The 19,024-nt window shown below is 51.2% G+C and carries 13 protein-coding genes; 6 read left to right on the plus strand and 7 right to left on the minus strand.

Annotated features, from left to right (window positions below; genetic code table 11):
- The first annotated feature begins 133 nt into the window (after positions 1 to 133).
- Positions 134 to 1,060, plus strand: a complete 927-nt coding sequence (locus ATL17_RS06100) for an ABC transporter permease (protein WP_246028658.1) — start codon at positions 134 to 136, stop codon at positions 1,058 to 1,060.
- 74 nt (positions 1,061 to 1,134) lie between these two features.
- Here ATL17_RS06100 and ATL17_RS06105 read toward each other — a convergent pair whose 3' ends face one another.
- Entirely contained in the window at positions 1,135 to 2,100 is a 966-nt protein-coding gene (locus ATL17_RS06105; RefSeq protein ID WP_208111127.1) for a DMT family transporter, read from the minus strand.
- Between the two features lie 170 nt (positions 2,101 to 2,270).
- Entirely contained in the window at positions 2,271 to 3,599 is a 1,329-nt protein-coding gene (aptA, locus tag ATL17_RS06110; RefSeq protein WP_133571860.1) for an omega-aminotransferase AptA, read from the minus strand.
- Positions 3,600 to 3,743: 144 nt separating this feature from the next.
- On the opposite strand from aptA, the gene ATL17_RS06115 reads away from it, so the two are divergent.
- Entirely contained in the window at positions 3,744 to 4,292 is a 549-nt protein-coding gene (locus ATL17_RS06115) for a cupin domain-containing protein (protein WP_133572214.1), read from the plus strand.
- Positions 4,293 to 4,294: 2 nt separating this feature from the next.
- On the opposite strand, the gene ATL17_RS06120 is transcribed toward ATL17_RS06115, so the two are convergent.
- Both ATL17_RS06120 and ATL17_RS06125 read right to left on the minus strand, forming a co-directional pair.
- Positions 4,295 to 5,152 (minus strand): MurR/RpiR family transcriptional regulator, encoded by an 858-nt coding sequence (locus ATL17_RS06120; protein WP_133571861.1) that lies wholly within the window; start codon positions 5,150 to 5,152, stop codon positions 4,295 to 4,297.
- Positions 5,153 to 5,212: 60 nt separating this feature from the next.
- Positions 5,213 to 6,292: a polyamine ABC transporter substrate-binding protein gene (locus tag ATL17_RS06125; RefSeq protein WP_166638909.1), complete on the minus strand. Its 1,080-nt coding sequence runs from the start codon at positions 6,290 to 6,292 to the stop codon at positions 5,213 to 5,215.
- 183 nt (positions 6,293 to 6,475) lie between these two features.
- Between ATL17_RS06125 and ATL17_RS06130 the strand changes: the two genes are divergently transcribed.
- Genes ATL17_RS06130 through ATL17_RS06145 form a run of 4 tightly spaced genes read left to right on the plus strand, consistent with a single transcriptional unit; the run spans position 6,476 to position 10,479 of the window.
- Positions 6,476 to 7,588 (plus strand): ABC transporter ATP-binding protein, encoded by a 1,113-nt coding sequence (locus tag ATL17_RS06130; protein WP_133571862.1) that lies wholly within the window; start codon positions 6,476 to 6,478, stop codon positions 7,586 to 7,588.
- Positions 7,585 to 8,493 (plus strand): ABC transporter permease, encoded by a 909-nt coding sequence (locus ATL17_RS06135; protein WP_133571863.1) that lies wholly within the window; start codon positions 7,585 to 7,587, stop codon positions 8,491 to 8,493. The genes ATL17_RS06130 and ATL17_RS06135 overlap by 4 nt, the downstream gene beginning before the upstream one ends.
- 10 nt (positions 8,494 to 8,503) lie before the next feature.
- Positions 8,504 to 9,334: an ABC transporter permease gene (locus ATL17_RS06140; protein WP_133571864.1), complete on the plus strand. Its 831-nt coding sequence runs from the start codon at positions 8,504 to 8,506 to the stop codon at positions 9,332 to 9,334.
- 2 nt (positions 9,335 to 9,336) lie between these two features.
- Entirely contained in the window at positions 9,337 to 10,479 is a 1,143-nt protein-coding gene (locus ATL17_RS06145) for a DmpA family aminopeptidase (RefSeq protein WP_166638910.1), read from the plus strand.
- Between the two features lie 93 nt (positions 10,480 to 10,572).
- Here ATL17_RS06145 and ATL17_RS06150 read toward each other — a convergent pair whose 3' ends face one another.
- From ATL17_RS06150 to ATL17_RS06160, 3 genes are all read right to left on the minus strand, one after another.
- Positions 10,573 to 15,810, minus strand: a complete 5,238-nt coding sequence (locus ATL17_RS06150) for a calcium-binding protein (protein WP_166638911.1) — start codon at positions 15,808 to 15,810, stop codon at positions 10,573 to 10,575.
- 141 nt (positions 15,811 to 15,951) lie between these two features.
- Entirely contained in the window at positions 15,952 to 17,238 is a 1,287-nt protein-coding gene (locus tag ATL17_RS06155; RefSeq protein WP_166638912.1) for an HlyD family type I secretion periplasmic adaptor subunit, read from the minus strand.
- 2 nt (positions 17,239 to 17,240) lie between these two features.
- Positions 17,241 to 18,956: a type I secretion system permease/ATPase gene (locus ATL17_RS06160; protein WP_133571867.1), complete on the minus strand. Its 1,716-nt coding sequence runs from the start codon at positions 18,954 to 18,956 to the stop codon at positions 17,241 to 17,243.
- Between the last annotated feature and the right edge of the window lie 68 nt (positions 18,957 to 19,024).

A 19,024-nucleotide genomic window follows, 5' to 3' on the forward strand; every position in this document is an offset into this window, starting at 1 on the left:
GATGGGCTTAGACCGCCTTGCCGCACTTCCTCGCTGGCAGAAAATCTGGGGCACATCGGCGGCATTTGCTGTTGTGGGTGCGATTTTCGGCGGCGTTGGCGGCATTGTGGGCGGCGCGGTTGTGGGCCTCTCCATGGGCTGGTTCACCACTTGGATCGGCTCTGGCCGTTATCGCGCTGGCGTGCCAAGCTATTACACGCCGGGCCAAGTTTTGTGGCACAACTCATTCCTATTTATCTGTGCCTTTGTGTTCTTCTTCTTGATCGCACCTTTGCTGCCCGTGGCATGGCTAAGCTTCAACGCAGAAGACTTTTTCACCTTCACGCCGGAAATGCTGAGCTTTAAAGCTGAAGGTTATAGCTTGAAGCACTATTATGATTTCCTTGGCTCTGACGAGTGGATGGTGCCACTGAAAAACTCACTGATCATCGCGCCAATCGCCACGCTGATTTCGGTTAGCCTTGGCACTTTGGCTGCGATTGGCCTCAGCCAATCACACGTGCCCGGTCGACAAGCGATTATGGCCGTGTTGATTTCACCAATGATCGTGCCATTGATCATCTCTGCTACCGGCATGTTCTTCTTCTACGCGCCTTTGGGCAACTGGCTGCAGGCAAATCTGGGGCTGAACCAAGCCTTTGTTGGCTATGTGAAAGTAATCTTGGCCCACGCCGTGCTCGGCATTCCATTTGTCATCATCACTGTAACCGCCACCTTGGTTGGCTTTGATCGGTCTTTGACCCGTGCCGCAGCCAATATGGGCGCCGACCCGGTCACCACATTCTTCCGCATTCAAATGCCGTTGATCCTGCCTGGCGTGATCTCTGGTGGCTTGTTTGCATTCATCACCTCATTTGATGAAGTGGTGGTGGTGCTGTTCGTTGGCTCTGCACGGCAACAAACATTGCCATGGCAAATGTTCACTGGCTTGCGCGAGCAAATCTCGCCCACAATTCTGGCAGCGGCCACCATTTTGGTGACTGTTTCGATCCTGTTGCTCACGACAGTCGAATTACTGCGCCGCCGCTCAGAACGCTTACGTGGCATGAGCCCGGGCTAAGACAGGACAAAAGCAAATTAAAAAAGGGCGTTCCAATCGGGGCGCCCTTTTTGTTTCTGCAATCAAGAATGGGCTTACCGCGCGCCCTCATTCTTGGTTTTGGATTTTGTTGGGCGCAAGCGCCCAACCTCTCGTTCGCGATGGAACACATAAATGCCGGACGCCAAGATAATCGCGATGCCAACCCATGTGATCCAATCTGGAAAATCACCAAACACAAGATAACCAGCAGCGGTGGCCCCCAGAATTTCAAGATATTGAAACGGCGCCAACACCCCTGCCTCAGAACGTTTGAACGCTTCGGCAATCAACACAAAAGTAAAGGCTGAAAGCGCGCCTACGGTGACGATCACTTTCCACGTCCAATCATTTTGCAACGGACCAGAAAGTTCGATGACATTGGTTGCGCTAAAGCCAAGTGTGAGCACAACCAACCACACAGCCGCATACATGGTTGCGCCAAATTGCACGGTTAATGCCGAGCGCTGCTTGCTGGCATAGCGCAGCACAATCATATTGAGCGCATAGGCCACCGCGGCAATTAGCGGCAACAATGCTGTCCAGCCAAATTGCGCGAAGCTGGGGCGGATCACCAGCATCGCGCCAACCAACCCAATACCAATAGCCACAAAGCGACGCGGCCCAATCGCCTCCCGCAAAATCAAACCCGCAAGCAAGGTGAGCACCAAGGGTTCCACAAAAAAGATCGCAATGGCGGTGGCGATGGGCATAACCGAAAACGCTGTCACCAACGAGGTAATGCAGGTCACCATCAGCAGCCCTGATAGAGCGACAATGGGAGAGAATATGCTCCCGCGGAAATATTTCTGCATGATGAAGGCCACGGGCAGAAACCAAATGGCCTGCGACACAAAGCGCCACATGGACACTTCGAGCGGGTTCATCACGCTGGTCAGCACTTTGGCAAACGTGTCGCCAATGGGCAGCAGCAGCATGGCGATGACCATCAAGATCATGCCCAAATTGGCTTCAACAAACGACAATGAATGAGCGCTGCTGGAAGTTGAGTTATTGTTCACGGCATCCACCACGTAACTTTTAGCCCTTGCGCAAAAGCAAGAGCGTATGTCCGGGCGTTCAGGACAGAAAAGATTTGGGCGCTGGCGTGACGCCATCACGCCCAACCCGTTATCCGAACCCTAAAGGGTTGGACCATTTTGGGTCAAGCAGGCACACCCGCTTGCGCCCATTATTCTGCACGACGCAGCGCATCTGAAAGAATTGAAACCAATTCGTCCAAATGGCTCTCGTCCATAATCAATGGCGGCGACAAGGCGATAATATCGCCCGTGACGCGGATCAGCAGCCCACGCTCAAAACAATCAACAAACACATCATATGCACGCTTGCCCGGCGCGCCATCGCGCGATTTCAGCTCAATACCAGCAACAAAGCCAATGGTGCGAATATCAACGATATTGGGCAAGTCCTTCAACCCATGAATGGCTGATTGCCACTGCCCCGCCATATCTGCACCACGGGTCAACAGACCTTCATTTTTATAAATGTCGAGCGTTGCGATGCCCGCCGCCGCAGCAGCCGGATGGCCGGAATAGGTGTAGCCATGGAACAGCTCAATCATGTTCTCCGGCCCTATCATCAGTGCATCATGCACATCGCGGCTGGCAAACACGGCTCCCATAGGGATCACCCCGTTGGTCAAGCCTTTGGCGGTGGTGATAATATCTGGCGTGACGCCAAAATAGTCTGCTGCGAACGGCGTGCCCAAACGGCCAAAGCCAGTGATCACTTCGTCAAAAATCAGCAAAATGCCATACTTATCGCAAATCTCGCGCAAGCGCTGCAAATACCCCTTTGGTGGGATCAACACTCCTGTTGACCCAGCAACTGGCTCAACGATCAACGCTGCAATCGACTCTGCGCCATGCAGCGCCACAATGCGCTCCAAATCTTCCGCTCGCTCCACACCAAATTCTGGCTCACATGGCGAAAACGCGTTGCGCTCCAAATCATGCGTGTCCCGCAAATGGTCCACGCCCGGCAGATGAGTGGGAAAGGTCCGACGATTATTCACAATACCACCGACAGAAATGCCGCCAAACCCGACGCCATGATAACCACGCTCGCGCCCAATCAAGCGCGTGCGCGTACCCTCGCCGCGTGCACGGTGATAGGCCAACGCCATTTTGAGCGCCGTATCGACTGACTCTGAACCCGAATTGGTGAAGAAGATACGGTCTAACCCCGCAGGCGCAATCTCCGCCAATCGCTCTGCAAATTCAAAAGCGATGGGGTGGCCCATCTGAAAAGATGGCGCATAATCCATGATGGTCAGCTGCCGCTCAACAGCGCTGGCGATGCTTTGGTGGCCATGCCCGGCATTCACACACCAAAGGCCCGCTGTGCCATCAAGCACCTGCCGCCCGTCGGTGGTTGTGTAATACATGCCTTTGGCTTCCGCAAACATGCGCGGTGCCGCCTTAAACTGCCGGTTCGCCGTAAAAGGCATCCAATAATTTTCGAGTGAAGGTTGGTTCGCGCGCATTTGATCAGCCATAAAACATCTCCCATTTATTGGCAGTGGAGACCTTTCCGCTAAAATTAACAAGTCCTTTTCTTCAAAACAGCAACCCATTGATTTTATTAAGCTGATAAGTCATTATTTGTGGAATATTTAACATAAGAAACAGGCACGCACATGATGGAGATGGAAATTGGCCAAAGATTGCGTCTGGTGCGCACCCGCGCCAACCTTTCGCAACGGCAATTGGCCGCCAAAACAGGGGTGACCAATTCTACCATTTCTCTCATTGAAGCGGGGCACACCAATCCGTCTGTGGGCGCACTAAAACGCATTTTGGATGGCATCCCCATCGGCCTCAGCGAGTTTTTCGCAATTGAAGCCACACCAGAACCCAGCCCCTTTTATGCCGCGGAAGATTTGGTGGAGATTGGCAAAGGCAAAATCTCATTCCGGCAGGTGGGGCAAGATATGGCAGGCTCTACGTTACAGATCTTGAAGGAGCGCTATGCCCCAGGGGCCGATACGGGTCGAGTGCCGTTGGTGCATGATGGTGAAGAAGGCGGCGTGGTGATTTCTGGTCGGCTGGAGGTGACCGTGGATGACGAAAGGCGTATTCTTGGCCCTGGCGATGCCTATCGCTTTTCCAGCCGCAGACCACACCGCTTTCGTGCCGTGGGCAGCGAGCCCTGCGAAGTGATCAGCGCCTGTACGCCACCAACCTTCTAGCGTTATTCTTTTTCGAAATCGCCAAACAAATCTTGCAGCTCGGTCAACCGGTCTACGCGGGCATTGATCGAATTGCCCATTTCCACAACAAGGTTAGCGACCAGCAAATCCAACAACGCGACTGAGGTGGCAGCGCCGTCCCAAAGCGGGCCTTTCGCGCCGGGCATAATCAATGCTGTTGCTTCAATTTCACGCGCCCAGATGCAGGAATCATCGGTGACCAAAATCACTTTAACGCCGCTGCGCGCAGCCTCTTCCGCCAGCAGGCGCGCTTTAGACGCAAAGCGGCGCACATCCATCAAAACCAAACAGCGATTTTTGCACCGCCCATCTAATATCTCGCTATAGGTGCCATTCAATCCGTCAGCAAAAGCAACGCCTGGCCGCGCATAGGAAATCTGATTGGCAAAATATTGCGCAACCCCTCGCACATTTTGCCAAGCTGCCACATACACCTCTTCAGCAGTGGCAAGCTCATGCACTGCTTGCTTCCATTCGGCAGAAAGGGTGATGTTGTAAATCGCGCCCAAATCATCAATTTGCTGTTGAATAAGTCCCGCAAGCAAGCGCCCGTCTCGCGCATCATCTTGCAGGCGATCCCATTGTCCGCTGACCTGCCATGCGGTGCGCGCAGCACCTTTGCGCATTTCGCGCTTCAAATCTTCCAAGCCTTCATAGCCCAGTCGGCGCAAATATCGCCCGACGGTCATTTGGCTCACGCCTACGCCTTCCGCAATAGATTTGGCGGTTTCAAAAGGCATTTCGGCCAAATTGCGCTCAATGTAATTGGCAATCAGATGATCTGACTTTGTCTGCCGGGCTTCCGGTGATTGCAATAGTTCGAGCAGTTTCGCCGACATAGGGCGGGCCTTTCAAATAAAGCGATGGCCAGCGCGAAGTGCTGGCCACGCTGAATAGTATTATTGTGCTGTTTTAATCGTTGTCCAGACCCGATCAAACTTACGGATATCAGCGCCCAGATCAACAAATATCTGGAGGCGTTCCATCACGTCTGCTGGTGGATTAATCTCTTCAGAATTAGCAATATGTTCCGCTGTCATTGAACGCGCTGGCTTATTTGGCGTGCCATTGGTTTGCTGTTCAATATTCAACGCAGCCACTTCAGGTTGCGTATAGAACTCAAGAAACTTAATCGCATTTTCCTTATTTGGCGAACTTTTCAGCACGCAGATATCTTCCTGATACATGGTCGCGCCTTCCTCTGGAATCACATAGCCAAGCTTTTCCGGCTCCCGGAACACATCAACCATTGCGCCGACAAAGAAGTGACCTGCGGCCACATCGCCCGCTTCAACAATTGGCCGCGCTTCATAAGTGAATGCCGCCACATATGGCTTCATGGCGATGATGGTTTCTGCGGCCTCCTGCAATTCTTGCGGATCAGTGGAGTTGACCGAATTGCCATTCATCATCAAGCCCACAGAAATCACTTCACGCATATCGTCCAGCAGAGTGAATTTAAGGTCCTTCTCACGCACAGTTTGGATCAAATCTCGCCAACCTGTAATGTCTTTCCCCAAGACTTCACGGTTATACACAATGCCAACTGAGCCCCAGGCATAAGGCAAGCAATATTCGCCATTCGGGTCAGATTTTGCCCGCAAGAATGAAGGCTCGATATTTTTAAAACCCTCATATTCATTGATGTTGGTTTTATGCAGCAAATCGAGCTTGGCCATAATGTCGTGCATGTGAACTGATGGGAACACCAGATCATATCCGGTGGCACCAGTTTGCACCTTGGCCAACATCTCTTCGTTAGATCCATACACATCAAGATTGACCTTGATGCCTGTCTCTTCTTCAAACTTCTGCAACACAGCTGGGTTGATATATTCACCCCAGTTATAAATGTTTAATTCCCCTTGCGCCTGCGCCTGGCCAACGCCTGAAACAAGCGCCATCGCTCCAGCAACAGCGGCAAGTCCAAACCGCTTGCCTGTCTGCGTCAGCGCTTTTCTCCATAATAGCTTCGTCATTGATCTTCTCCCTCGATTAGGCCCCAAAACACTGACGATTAAAGACCAGTGACAGGCCAGAAAAATTGCGAAAGTCAAATACCGATCCATTGACATTCGCATTTTTATGTTATCAAAATAACTGAAATATGCAATAGGTATTAAAGTAACAATGCATGGATTGGGCGAATATGGGAGAAATACATGCACGATAAGATTATCAGTTTAGACAATGCCACCAAGCGATTTTCGCTGCCAGAAGGCGGCAAAATCAATGCGTTAGACGCGATTGACTTGGAGGTATCTCGCAATGAATTTCTAACCCTGCTCGGCCCTTCTGGGTGCGGCAAAACAACTTTGCTCCATGTTATCTCAGGTTTCGTGCAGCTTGATGAAGGGCAGATTTTGATTGATGGCGTCGATATGGGAGAGACGCCGCCACATAATCGCCCTGTAAACACCGTGTTTCAAAACTACGCCCTCTTTCCCCACATGAGTGTGGGTGAAAATGTTGGCTATGCCTTGGAAATTGCCCACACACCAAAGCCTGAACGCATAAAGCGCGTTGGCGAAGCGTTGGAATTGGTGGGTCTAGGCGGATATGCGGATCGCATGCCACGGCAACTTTCTGGTGGCCAACAACAACGCGTGGCCTTGGCCCGCGCCATTATTGCCCGCCCCAAACTTTTGCTGCTGGATGAGCCACTTTCTGCCCTTGATCGCAACTTGCGACAGTCTATGCAGATCGAGTTGAAAAACCTGCAAGCCGAATTGGGCATTTCTTTTATTTTCGTAACACACGATCAGGAAGAAGCGCTCACCATGTCCAACCGTGTTGCGGTTTTAAATGGCGGCGTGATCCAACAAATCGACACACCACTCAACACCTATAACTATCCCGCAAATTCTTTTGTGGCGTCCTTCGTGGGCGCATCCAACCTGTTTGAAGGCAAGGCCAGCCGCGATGGCGAACGCATTCATATCGCAACAGAGCATAATGAAGTGATCGAGGCGCGTGCGCGCAAGGATCAGCACATCAATGGCGGCAAGGTGACGGCAATGTTGCGACCAGAGCAATTTTCACTTGCTGATGGCGATGAAAATCGCGCTGAGATCGATGTCACCATCGATCAGATTGTGTTTTTGGGCTCTGCCTATGAATTACTGGGCAAAACCACAGGCGGCAGCGAAATTAAAGCGATCATCTCCGCTGCACGGCAAAGTCGGCTGGCAGAAGTCGAGCGCACAAAAACCGCCCGCCTCAGCTATGACCCGAACGCCGTACACTTGATCCCCGGCACGGGAGATGTGCAATGAAAGGCCTATCACAATCAAATAGACAACGGGCGCAGTTGAGCCTTTTGCTCGGTCCCGTCACCATATTCTTAGCAATCTTCTTTTTCACCCCGCTATTGATCATGCTGATCTATAGCTTTTTGATGCCTGGCCTTTATGGCGGTGTGGAATGGATATTCTACCCCCACAATTATGGCCGCATCTTAGGCTTTGCGGACCCGACATTCGAATTTTTCGACCCAGTCTATATCCAAATCTTTTTGCGCTCTTTGCGGATCGCAGCAACAACGGTGATCATCACTTTGTTGGTTTGCTATCCCGCTGCGTTTCAGATTTCGCGGCTGAAAGAGAACTGGAAAAATTTCTCGCTGTTTCTGATCGCTCTGCCCTTTTTCGCCAGCCTGATCGTACGGCTGTTCATCTGGGTTTTGATCTTGAAAAAGACAGGTTTCATCAACAGCACTTTGATGAGCTTGGGCATTATCAGCGAACCGCTGGATATGATTTACACCGAAGGCGCCACCATTTTGGGCATGGTCTATATCTTCATTCCATTCATGTTTTTGCCGCTCTATGCCAGCGTGGAAAAGCTAGATTGGACCTTGGTGAAAGCATCTCAAGACCTTGGGGCAAATGGCTTTCAAACCTTCTTCCGGGTGATTTTGCCCCTCACCATGCCCGGCATTATTGGCGGCTCAATTTTGGTGTTCATCCCCACATTGGGCAACTTTGTTGTGCCCACCGTGCTCGGCGGCGCAAAAGTGCTGATGTTAGGCAATCTTATCGAGCAGCAATTCCTTTCAGCCCGCAATTGGCCGTTTGGCGCGGCGCTATCCATGCTGGTGATGACCGGCGTGCTGGTGATGCTGTTCATCTATATCCGTTCAGAAACAAAAGATGGCGATCAATCGCCAGCGACAAAGTGAGGAGGTTGGCATGAACTGGTTAAAACGACTCGGCGGCGGCAGCCTTACTCTTTATACGATTTTGTTTTTCGCCTTCATCTATGCCCCCATCGCGGTGATCGTGGTCTATTCCTTCAATTCAGACCCGGTCAATATGATGAAATGGTCCGGCTTCACCTTTGATTGGTATAAGCAAATATTTGGCTTCACCAATGCCAGCTCTGAAGCAGCGCTCTATATTGAATCGACAGATCAATTGTTGGCGGCGATCAAAAACAGCTTCATCGTGGCAGCATTCACCACCACAATCGCTACGCTGATTGGCACATCAACAGCGCTGGCAATTTATCGCTATAACTTTTTTGGCAAGCGGTTTTATCGGGTATTGATGTTCACGCCCATGTTGATGCCAGACATTGTTTTGGGCATTGCCTTGCTGATCTTTTTTGTCGGCATTGGCATGCCATTAGGCATTGGCTCCATCATCATCGGGCACTGCACCTTTTTGATTTCCTATGTGTTTATCGTGGTGTCCACCCGCCTTGCAGGCATGGACCGCACTTTGGAAAACGCCTCCGCAGATTTGGGGGCCAATGAATGGGCGACGTTCCGCAAAGTGGTGTTGCCGCAAGTGATGCCCGGGGTGATCGGCGGCGCGCTATTGGCCTTCATCATCTCCATGGATGATCTGGTGATCACCTATTTCATTTCAGGCGTTGGCACACAAACATTACCGCTATTCATTTTCGGCATGCTGCGCCGCGGCATTAAGCCAGAGGTGAATGCCATCGCGGTGATGATGTTGCTGTTCTCCTTCACCATCGCGGCCGTTGGCCTCTATCTCCGTTCACGAAAGAAATAACCATGGCGCAACTTGAAACTTTAGGCCTTATGGCGGACGAACCAACAATACGGGCGCGAGATTTGGGCATCAAATTTGCAGGCACACCCGGCAAGCTAAACGCCATCACCGACATTCCAGATGTAACTGTAGGGTTGAAATCAATCATCGAAGATGCCCCCCGTCCCGGCCGGCCCTTGCCTGTGCGCACTGGCGTAACCGCCATCATGCCGCGCACCAGCGCCAACGAGCCTGCCCCCGTTTGGGCAGGTGTGCACCGCTTCAACGGCAATGGCGAAATGACGGGCACCCATTGGATAGCAGATGGCGGCTATTTCCTTGGCCCCATTATGATCACCAACACCCATGCTGTGGGCATAACCCATCATGCCACCATCAAATGGATGTTGGAGCGCTATCCCGAGACCTATAATGGCAGTGAGCATTTATGGCTGATGCCGGTGATCGCTGAAACCTATGATGGTGCATTGAACGACATTAACGGCATGCCCGTCACCGAAGCTGACGTATATGACGCGCTAAACAATTTAAGCGATGGGCCCGTGGCGGAGGGAAACACCGGCGGCGGCACCGGCATGATCGCCTATGAGTTCAAAGGCGGCACAGGCACGGCCTCTCGGCACGTCAACATAAAGGGCAAAGACTATACAGTTGGCGCGTTGGTACAGGCCAATCACGGCATCCGCGATTGGTTGAACATTCAAGGCATCCCCATCGGCGATCATATGAAAGACAATTTGCTGATGGCGCGTGAGACTGGATCAATCATCGTGGTGATTGGCACCGATGCGCCATTGGCACCGCATCAATTGCAACGCTTGTCGCGGCGTGGTTCCATCGGCATCGGTCGCAATGGCACTGTTGGCGGCAATAATTCCGGCGACATTTTCCTCGCCTTCTCCACCGCCAACCCAATGCGGCCCGTACATAAGGAACCGTCAGAGCTGAACCTCACCATGCTCAATGATCAATATTGCGACCGCATCTATGAAGCCGCCGTGCAATCCGTTGAAGAAGCAATTCTCAACGCGATGGTAGCGGCAAAAGATATGGGGGGCACCCAATGGGACAAGATCAATGTGAAAGCAATTGATCACGACCAATTGCGGGATCTTGTGCGGACAAAAAGCGAGCAGACCATTTAAGCTGCACACCTCAATTTCCTCCACTTTTTGAGGTGAAATGCCGCTTGATTGAAATGCGCCCCAGTGGGCGCATTTCACGTTTTAGAAACCAGGTTACATTTCAATCAATTGCATATTGGCGGTGACATAGAGATCGAGGTCGCCATATGAATAGTGCATAAATTGATCCCCATTGATTGTGACATTGTCATTCAACACAGCATCACCCGTTAGATAAACGCTGTCACTGGCATCGCCATAGATGAACAAATCCTGATTATCGGAAACATGCATAAGGTCGGTGATGTCGAGATGAATCTGATCGGCAATGCCAACCTGATCATTCTCCACATTGCGCAAATCAATGGCTTCGATGCCTTTTATCTTGCCGGATGAGAGATTGATGTTGGCCTCGCGCCAATTTTGCAGTGCAAGCACATCATGGCCTGTGCCGCCATCTACAACATCATCATCCTGATAATATAAAATGTCATCACCAGCGCCGCCAAACATATGGTCATTGCCCACATTGCCGCGCAGCACATCATTGCCATCACCGCCATAAAGCTTGTCATCGCCTTCATTGCCGAACAGATAATCGTCATCCGCATCGCCATGCAGCTCATCATTGCCTTTGCCGCCATAGAGCAAATCGATGCCCGCACCACCATGCAATTCGTCAATGCCACCCGCACCGTGAACAACTTGCGTGCCACCCGCACCTTCATGCACATCATCCTCATCATCCAAAATGTGGATCATGTCATTTTGAACCAATGTGCCATCTTTCAAAGTTGGCTGAATGGAATTGCGCGGTGAGGCTTGGAATTCGGCATTGTCCCGGAAGGCAAATGTCTCCTTCATCAAGAACCCATATGCCTCGAAGGCATCATGATTGTCTGTGTGGGTTATCATGGCCGCAAGCCCGGTCAGGGATTTCACCGTGTTATCAACTTGGTTCTGATATTTAAACACCTCATCCTGAGTGGTACCGCGGTCTTCCATGGCCGCCTGAACTTGCGACCAGTGGGTAAACACAGTGCCATCATTTGAAGTTGTTGGCGCTGACCCGTCTGGATCATTAGCCACCGTGGTTGGCATATGGCTGATGCTGCCATTGTTGGGGTCAAAGCCGAGGTCGCCGGAAATATATCGACCCGCCAACGCATTAGCTTGCCAATCCAATATATCGATGGCCTGACTATAGCCCCGTGCAGCGAGTTGCCCTAAAGCGTTGGCGAGATAATCTTCCTGCCATGGCGTGTCGTTGCCATATTGGTCAAGTGAACGACCTGTGTTCCACAAATCATCCATAAACCCTTCCAACATGCCCCGTTCATCAGACATACCGCCTTCAACAAAATGCTCCACAAGCCAATTGAGATTGTTGTTCAGCACCTCATCAATATAGGTTTTGTACACCGAGTCATCAGGCAAGGCGAAGGCAGCATCGGCCAAAGTGCGCAATGTCCATGCCACCCCACGTAGCTCTTGATAAAACAGCAAATCATCTGTCTCATTCAACAACCGCTTTGGACTAAACACGCTTTGGATCGACCATGTGGCCTGTGCGGCCAACTCGTCACTGAAATAACGATCCCCAGACACAAGGTAAGGCAGATAGGTGAGCGAAGGCTGGTGAGCCGTATCTGGCCGGAAACCTGCCACATAATCAAAATTATCCTGTGACGGCGCATCATCGCCATACCACGCGCTATCCGCACGAAAATCATTCCAGAACCTAGGATGATCGTAGATGGAAACATATTCACCTGTATCGCCGTCTTTTAAGTGCCAATTGAAGGTGCCTGAAGCCTGACCGTTGGCCATCATCACCGCATAATCACGATAATCCTGCGTCAAGAAGAACCGCGCAGCCCAATCCGGCAGCGCGCCAATATCTGGCCGTTCACCTGTGCCTGGCATATCGGTTTCCAACGTGCCAGACCGCAACGGGTCAAACATCACATGATCCAAATTGTCATAATTGGCGAGATCAATTTGCACGGGGATCGACAAATCATAATTCGGCACAGCACCTGTGCCCATCAAATATTCAACATCCTGAATCGTGTGCAAGCTTGGCGCACCATCGCTCCACACCACCTCGTTCCAATTTGCATCCTGGTGGTGATAAAGCCCATCATGGTCGAGCACAATTTGACCATTTTGCGAGAGGCTAAAATCATAAGTGTAATGACGATCACCACCCTCAAAAACTGAGTTTTCGTTAAGCACCGTCACGCCAACTTTGGTTTCCCCATTGGCGAAAAACCGCACGTCGAACTGGGCCGTCAGATCATCATTCAGCGCATGATGCACCCGCACTTCTGTTGCCAAAGGTCCGGAAATCCAGCTGTCAATTTCGCCATTATCCAGCGCTGTCTGAAGCAGCTGCGCCACGTCAATCTCCGCAGCATCCACGCGACTGCCATCCGCAAGGTTGATGCCTTTGAGTAAGCCAGACCCTTGTGGCAAGCCAGTCATGTGCATTTTGAGGAGTTTATCCCCCGCATCCACATGGCCGCGCGTATCAAACAAAGTCGCCAGATCAACAAAGGCTTTATCGCCATCCGGCGTCACCATTACGCTTTTAGTGATGGTTTCTGTCGTCCCGTCCGCAAGCTTATATTCAGCTGTTGCAGTAACCTCAAATGGCTCGGTTTGCACTTCATCAAATCGCACTTCAACAGGTTCAAACTGATTATCTTCAGTTACATTCTTATCAAGCCGCGCATTGTGAAATTCATCCACGGGCGTATAGACCAACCAAGTGCCATCACCTTGATCAAAGCTCACATTGGCTTTCATGTCGAAGCCTTGGTCTAGTAAAGTTTGCAGGTCTAAAACTGGTGCATCGCTTGGCGCTGTGGTCGCCAAAATCACGTCGATTGTTTCAGCTGCCGCGAGGTCAGGCGCTTCATAAGTCACGATGGCATGTTTGATGCTGCCATCCTCATAGGTCGACTTTACATCAAGTTGCACCGTGTGGCTTTGCCCATCAATAATGGCTTCAAGCCCCGAACCTGCGGGCAAATCGCCCATTTGGAACAAATGGCCAAAACTTGCGTACCCATCCGCGCCATTGTCGGCATCCGTGTTTTGTAGCTTCAAAGCGACAATGCCATTGGGCACCGCGCTGGCATCGGCCATCTGAACACGTTCTTCCTGAACTTCGGTTTGCGCAGGTGGCTCTGTTCCGCCACTGCCATCTGGCAATGGCCGTTTGCCGCCCGCAACAAATTCGTCGGCGGCCACATCATAATAGCCATCTGAGAATTGAAGATATTCCACCTCGGTCAGCGTGTTTCGCCCTTCATCGCCTCCCTCAGTCACATTGTCCGTAACAATCAAACCTGCACCGTCCGCAGTGATGGAAAATTGCTCAAATGCGCCTAGAAATTTGACCGTATCGGTGCCTGAACCGCCATGAAACACATCATTCTGCCAATAGCCGACCATATAATCATCGCCGCTACCGCCATCCAAACTATCTTCACCAAAGCCACCATAAATCAAATCATCACCACCTTCGCCAAATGCAAAGTCTTTGCCTGCCCCGGTGTTAATCTCATCATTACCTTCGCCGCCATAGATGTAATCATCGCCCCAATGGGTAGAGATTTTATCGTGTCCCCCTTCGCCATAAATAACATCATTGCCGGAAATGCTGCCGCTGATCTTGTCATTGCCTTCGCCAGCAAAAACCTCGGAGCCTTTGTTGCCCCAAATTTTGAGATCGTCATTGCCATCCAGCAAAAACACTTTTTCAAACTGCAAGCCTTGGCTTTCAATTACATCCGCGTCATTGGTGCCGACAATCGTGGCATCTTCCGGCACACCAATAGACAATTGGATATGGCCATAATCTGTGGCACCATCGGGATCAGACACTTCATAACCAAGCACCACTTGTCCCATCTGCTGGGCAATAACACTTATGGTTTGGTCGTCATTCAGTGTGACTTGCGCCTCGCCTGAAACCACATAGATTTTGGTGACACTCAACGGATCGCCATCCGGGTCCACATCGTTCGCCAGAATATCCGCAGCCGCAATTGTGAACATTTTGTCCATGGGCTGATCAGCCAACGCATCATCCGTGGCAATCGGCGCTTCATTTCCGAACAGATCAGCCACCAGATATTGGCCATCTTTGAATTGAAGCACTTCAATATTGCGCAAAATATCTGTGCCATCGCGCAAATGTTCACCCAATGCGGTCACGGTCAACATATCTTGCTCATCTTGCACAATCGAATAGTCAGCGAAATTGCCTTCAAAAACTGCAATGTCAGTTCCTGCACCACCATCTAACTCATCATTGTGAAAATGCCCGCGCAATGTGTCATCACCATCGCCACCCAGCAGCACATCTTCGCCATAACCACCCATTAGATAATCGCGCCCTGCGCCACCATCTAAATGGTCATTGTCAGCGCCACCATCCAAGCGATCATTGCCATCCTCGCCAAACAGAACGTCCTCACCCCAATGCCCATTGAGCACATCATCTCCAGCACCACCATGCACAATGTCATTGCCTGAAACGCTGCCTTGAACTGTATCATTGCCCGCACCCGCAAAAACCAGACTATGACCTTTTGCATTGACGGAAATCTGATCATTACCAGCGCCTGCATCAATGAGATTCAGGCTCGCCAAATGCCCGTGCAACTGATTGTCCGCATCATCTCCCGTTACATCAAAAAACGGGATATCCGTGCGCTCAAGCTGTTTTAATGCAGCAATCTCCGCCACATCAAAATTAGAATGTTTGAAGCTGAACTGATGAGTCACATCGTAAATCGTATCCGCAAAATTCAACCGCTCAATATTTGTGAGAATATTGGCGCCCTCTTGCCCCACGAGATCAGTGACCATCAATTGGCCTTCGCCAACCAATTTAATGTCGAACTGTGAGCCCCCACCGCGGAAGCCCGCAATATCAAAGCCTTCGCCGCCATCAATGCGATCATTGCCATAATCCCCTTGCAGGAAATCATCGCCCAGACCGCCCAGCAGCACATCTTGGCCAAAACCGCCAAACAGGCGGTCTTGCCCGCTGCCGCCATCAACCAGATCGTCACCAGCACCAGCATCCACAAAATCGTCGCCAGCGCCTGCATCAATAAAATCATCACCCCAATAGGTGTAAATTTGATCATCCCCATCACTGGCGAAAATTTTATCGACACTTGTGATATTGCCGCTAACTTTCCCCGGCTCGGTGTAACTCACCGCGCCAATATTCGCCCAAAAGCCTTCCTCAGTTGCCCACCAAGTTTGCTCACCAAAAAACTCAAAATAAATATTGGATGTCCAAAGATCGTAATAACGTAAATTTTCCATATGTAGCTCAGGCCTCATTTTGCCGCTGAATGACAATTCATGCATTTACCATGTATATTTACGATAATTCGCGAAATTCCGAATTACAAACCATAATTGATTCAAAAACAGTTGGTTACATCAGGTGTGATGGCACCGCTCTCATTCCTTAAAAGCGCGGTTAATTTGCGCCAAGATCGGCTTGGTGGCGTAAGAAAAAGCCGTTCGCGACGGCGTTTCAATAAAAGCTTCCACCGGCATACCGGGCACCAATGTCACCGCCGCAAGTTTTTCCATTTCAACTTTAGGCACCTCAATGCGCACCAAATAAAAAGTCGCGCCTGTCATGTCATCAATCGAAAGATCGACACCTACCTGCTGCACAACACCAAAGATTTGTGGCAATGCGCCCGTATCAAACGCAGAAAAACTCAATTGCGCCCGCTGCCCAACAAATATCTGATCCACATCTTGCGGGCGAGCTTGCACCTCAACCACCATCTCATCTTGAAGCGGGATAATTTTGGTCAACACCTGCCCAGCGGAAAGCACTTCACCAGCGCTATATACCTGCAGCTCATGTACAACCCCATCCTGCGGCGCAGTGATCTCGGCCCAGTCTAACGCCTGCTCTGCCGCGACACGACGTTCATCAAACTCTTCGATTTGATTGCGCACCGCTTGCCGCTGCTCAGTCAACTCTTGCAGCAATTCACTTTCCAATTGATTGGATTGCAATTGCACCTCCACCATTTGCTGACGCATCCGCCCTTCCTCAGCCACAAGCGCCCCCAACTGCCCCTTGGCAGCGCTTAAAGCCCGCTGGCGCGAGCGCAATTCAGCAGAGCTGATAACAGCCTCTTTAAATAGGCTTTCCCCCGCCGCAACGTCCTCAGTTAAAAACCGAACATCTTCGATTTTCGCCTGTTGCTGGGCCAACAGCCCTTCCAACTGTTTTTCCAATTGCAGAAGGCGTTGCCCCAACAATTCCTTTTTGCCCCGATGGGCACTTTGTCGAGACTGCAATATTTGCGCTTCGGCCTGTAAGTGAGTTTTCAATTCAGGATTCGCTGATGCGACTTTGCGAAGCAGATGCTCTTCACCAGCAATTTCGGCGTCCAACCGCGCCAACCGTGCCTGCAATTCATTCAACTTGGCGACAACCACGGTCAAGTTGGCCTGGCTGGACACCTTGTCCATTTGCACCAGCACCTGCCCTTTTCTGACAGGTTCACCATTGCGCACCAAAACTGCCGCGATCTTGCCCCCAGTGGGGTGTTGCACCGGCTTGGCATAACTTTCGACCACAATCCGGCCAGACGCCAAAACCGCACCAGCCAATGGATATGAAATGGCCCAACCGCCAACGCCCAAAAACAGAATGGCCGCCATGCTCAAAACCACCCACACATGTTTTCGCATGGATGCTTGTGGAGAAGTTCCCGTCATCGTCATCGCGTAAACGGCATAACTTGCCGTCCCCTCTTTGGCGCAAGACCAGTCAAAATCTCCTCACGGGGACCAAACTTTTCGACCTGCCCCGCCCGCATCACCATCACTTGATCCAAATGGCTCAAGATCGCCGGGCGATGGGCCACAACGATCACGATGCCGCCGCGCGCTTTCACCGACGCAATGGCTTTGTTCAACGCCAACTCGCCCTCACCATCCAAGTTTGAATTGGGTTCATCCAGCACCACCAAAAACGGGTCTTTGTAAAGTGCACGTGCCAACGCAACACGCTGCTTCTGTCCAGCAGAAAGCTGATGCCCACCACTGCCCAATAGAGTTTCATAGCCATCTGGAAGACGTAAAATCATCTCGTGAATATCCGCCAGCTGCGCGGCCTTGATAATATCCGCGGCATCGGCGTGAGGCTGAAAGCGCGAAATGTTTTGGGCAACTGTGCCCGCCAACAAATCAACGCTTTGCGGCAAATAGCCAATATGCTGGCCAAGCGCTTCCGGAGACCACTGAACGAGGGCCGCGCCGTCTAACCGCACGGCACCAGCCAAAAGGGGCCATGCGCCAACGATCACTTTTGCCAAACTGGACTTGCCCGAACCTGATGGCCCCACAATGCCCAAACCTTGCCCCGCCAACAGCGAAAAATTTATCTTTGCAAGATTGGGCTTTTTGCTTTCCGGCGGACCGGCCACCACATGTTCAAGAGTCAAAGACGAGTTAGGCGCAGGCAATTGAGTTGGCGCATCAATTTCCGCGCCATGATCCTCAAAAAGGTCAACCAACCGCCCCCATCCCTGCCGCGCAGCTACAAAATGCTTCCAATGGCCAATCGCTGTTTCAACCGGGGCCAAGGCCCGCGACATCATAATGGAACTGGCAATCATAATGCCAGCGGTCGCCTGTTGGTGAATGACCAACCACGCGCCAACCGCCAAGATACCGGATTGCAAAATCATCCGAAAAATTTTAGATGCGCTGCCCATCAATCCGACAAGATCATTTAACCGCAATTGAGCGGCAACAAAGCTTGTGTTTTTGTCTGCCCATATCTGTCCAATCTGCGGCCGCATCCCCATCACGCTGATCGCTTGGGCGCTGCTGAAGCCCGCATCCGTGATCTCATCGCGTTGCTGCTGCGCCGCTGCAGAGCGCACAACCAATTTGCGCGACAATATCTCCGTGAACATCGCCAGTGCGCACAACACCAACGCACCCGCGCTGGCATAAAGCCCGATCATTGGATGGAAGATAAAACAAAGGCCCATATAGAAGGGCAACCAAGGTGCATCAAAAATGGCAGTCGGCCCAATGCTGCCCAAAAACCCGCGCACCTTGTCCAAATCTTGCTGCACCTGAAACGCTGCGCCGCGTGTAAGCGCCTTATCTGGAGATGCCACATAATCGAAAATCGCGCGTCCCAACTTAGCGTCCAGCAATAAGCCAACGCGGCCCAAAATGCGCAAGCGCAAGATGTCAAAAATGCCCTGCACCAAATATAAAAACACAACGATTAGGCACAACCCAACCAATGTCGGCACACTGCCGCTGGGGATCACCCGATCATAAACTTGCAACATAAAAAGCGAGCCCGTGAGCATTAAAATATTCACCGCCACGCTACTAACCGCCACGCCAATGATTGCGGACTTATGCTGACCCAAAATGTCCCAAAACCGCATCTGGCTATTCGCAATTTCCATTGATGCCGGCTTTGGCGATTAAGTTTAATAAAATTATTTGAAGTGACATATGAATCATAAGGCCTTAC

The sequence above is a fragment of the Maritalea mobilis genome (assembly GCF_004363175.1).
Lineage (GTDB): Bacteria > Pseudomonadota > Alphaproteobacteria > Rhizobiales > Devosiaceae > Maritalea > Maritalea mobilis.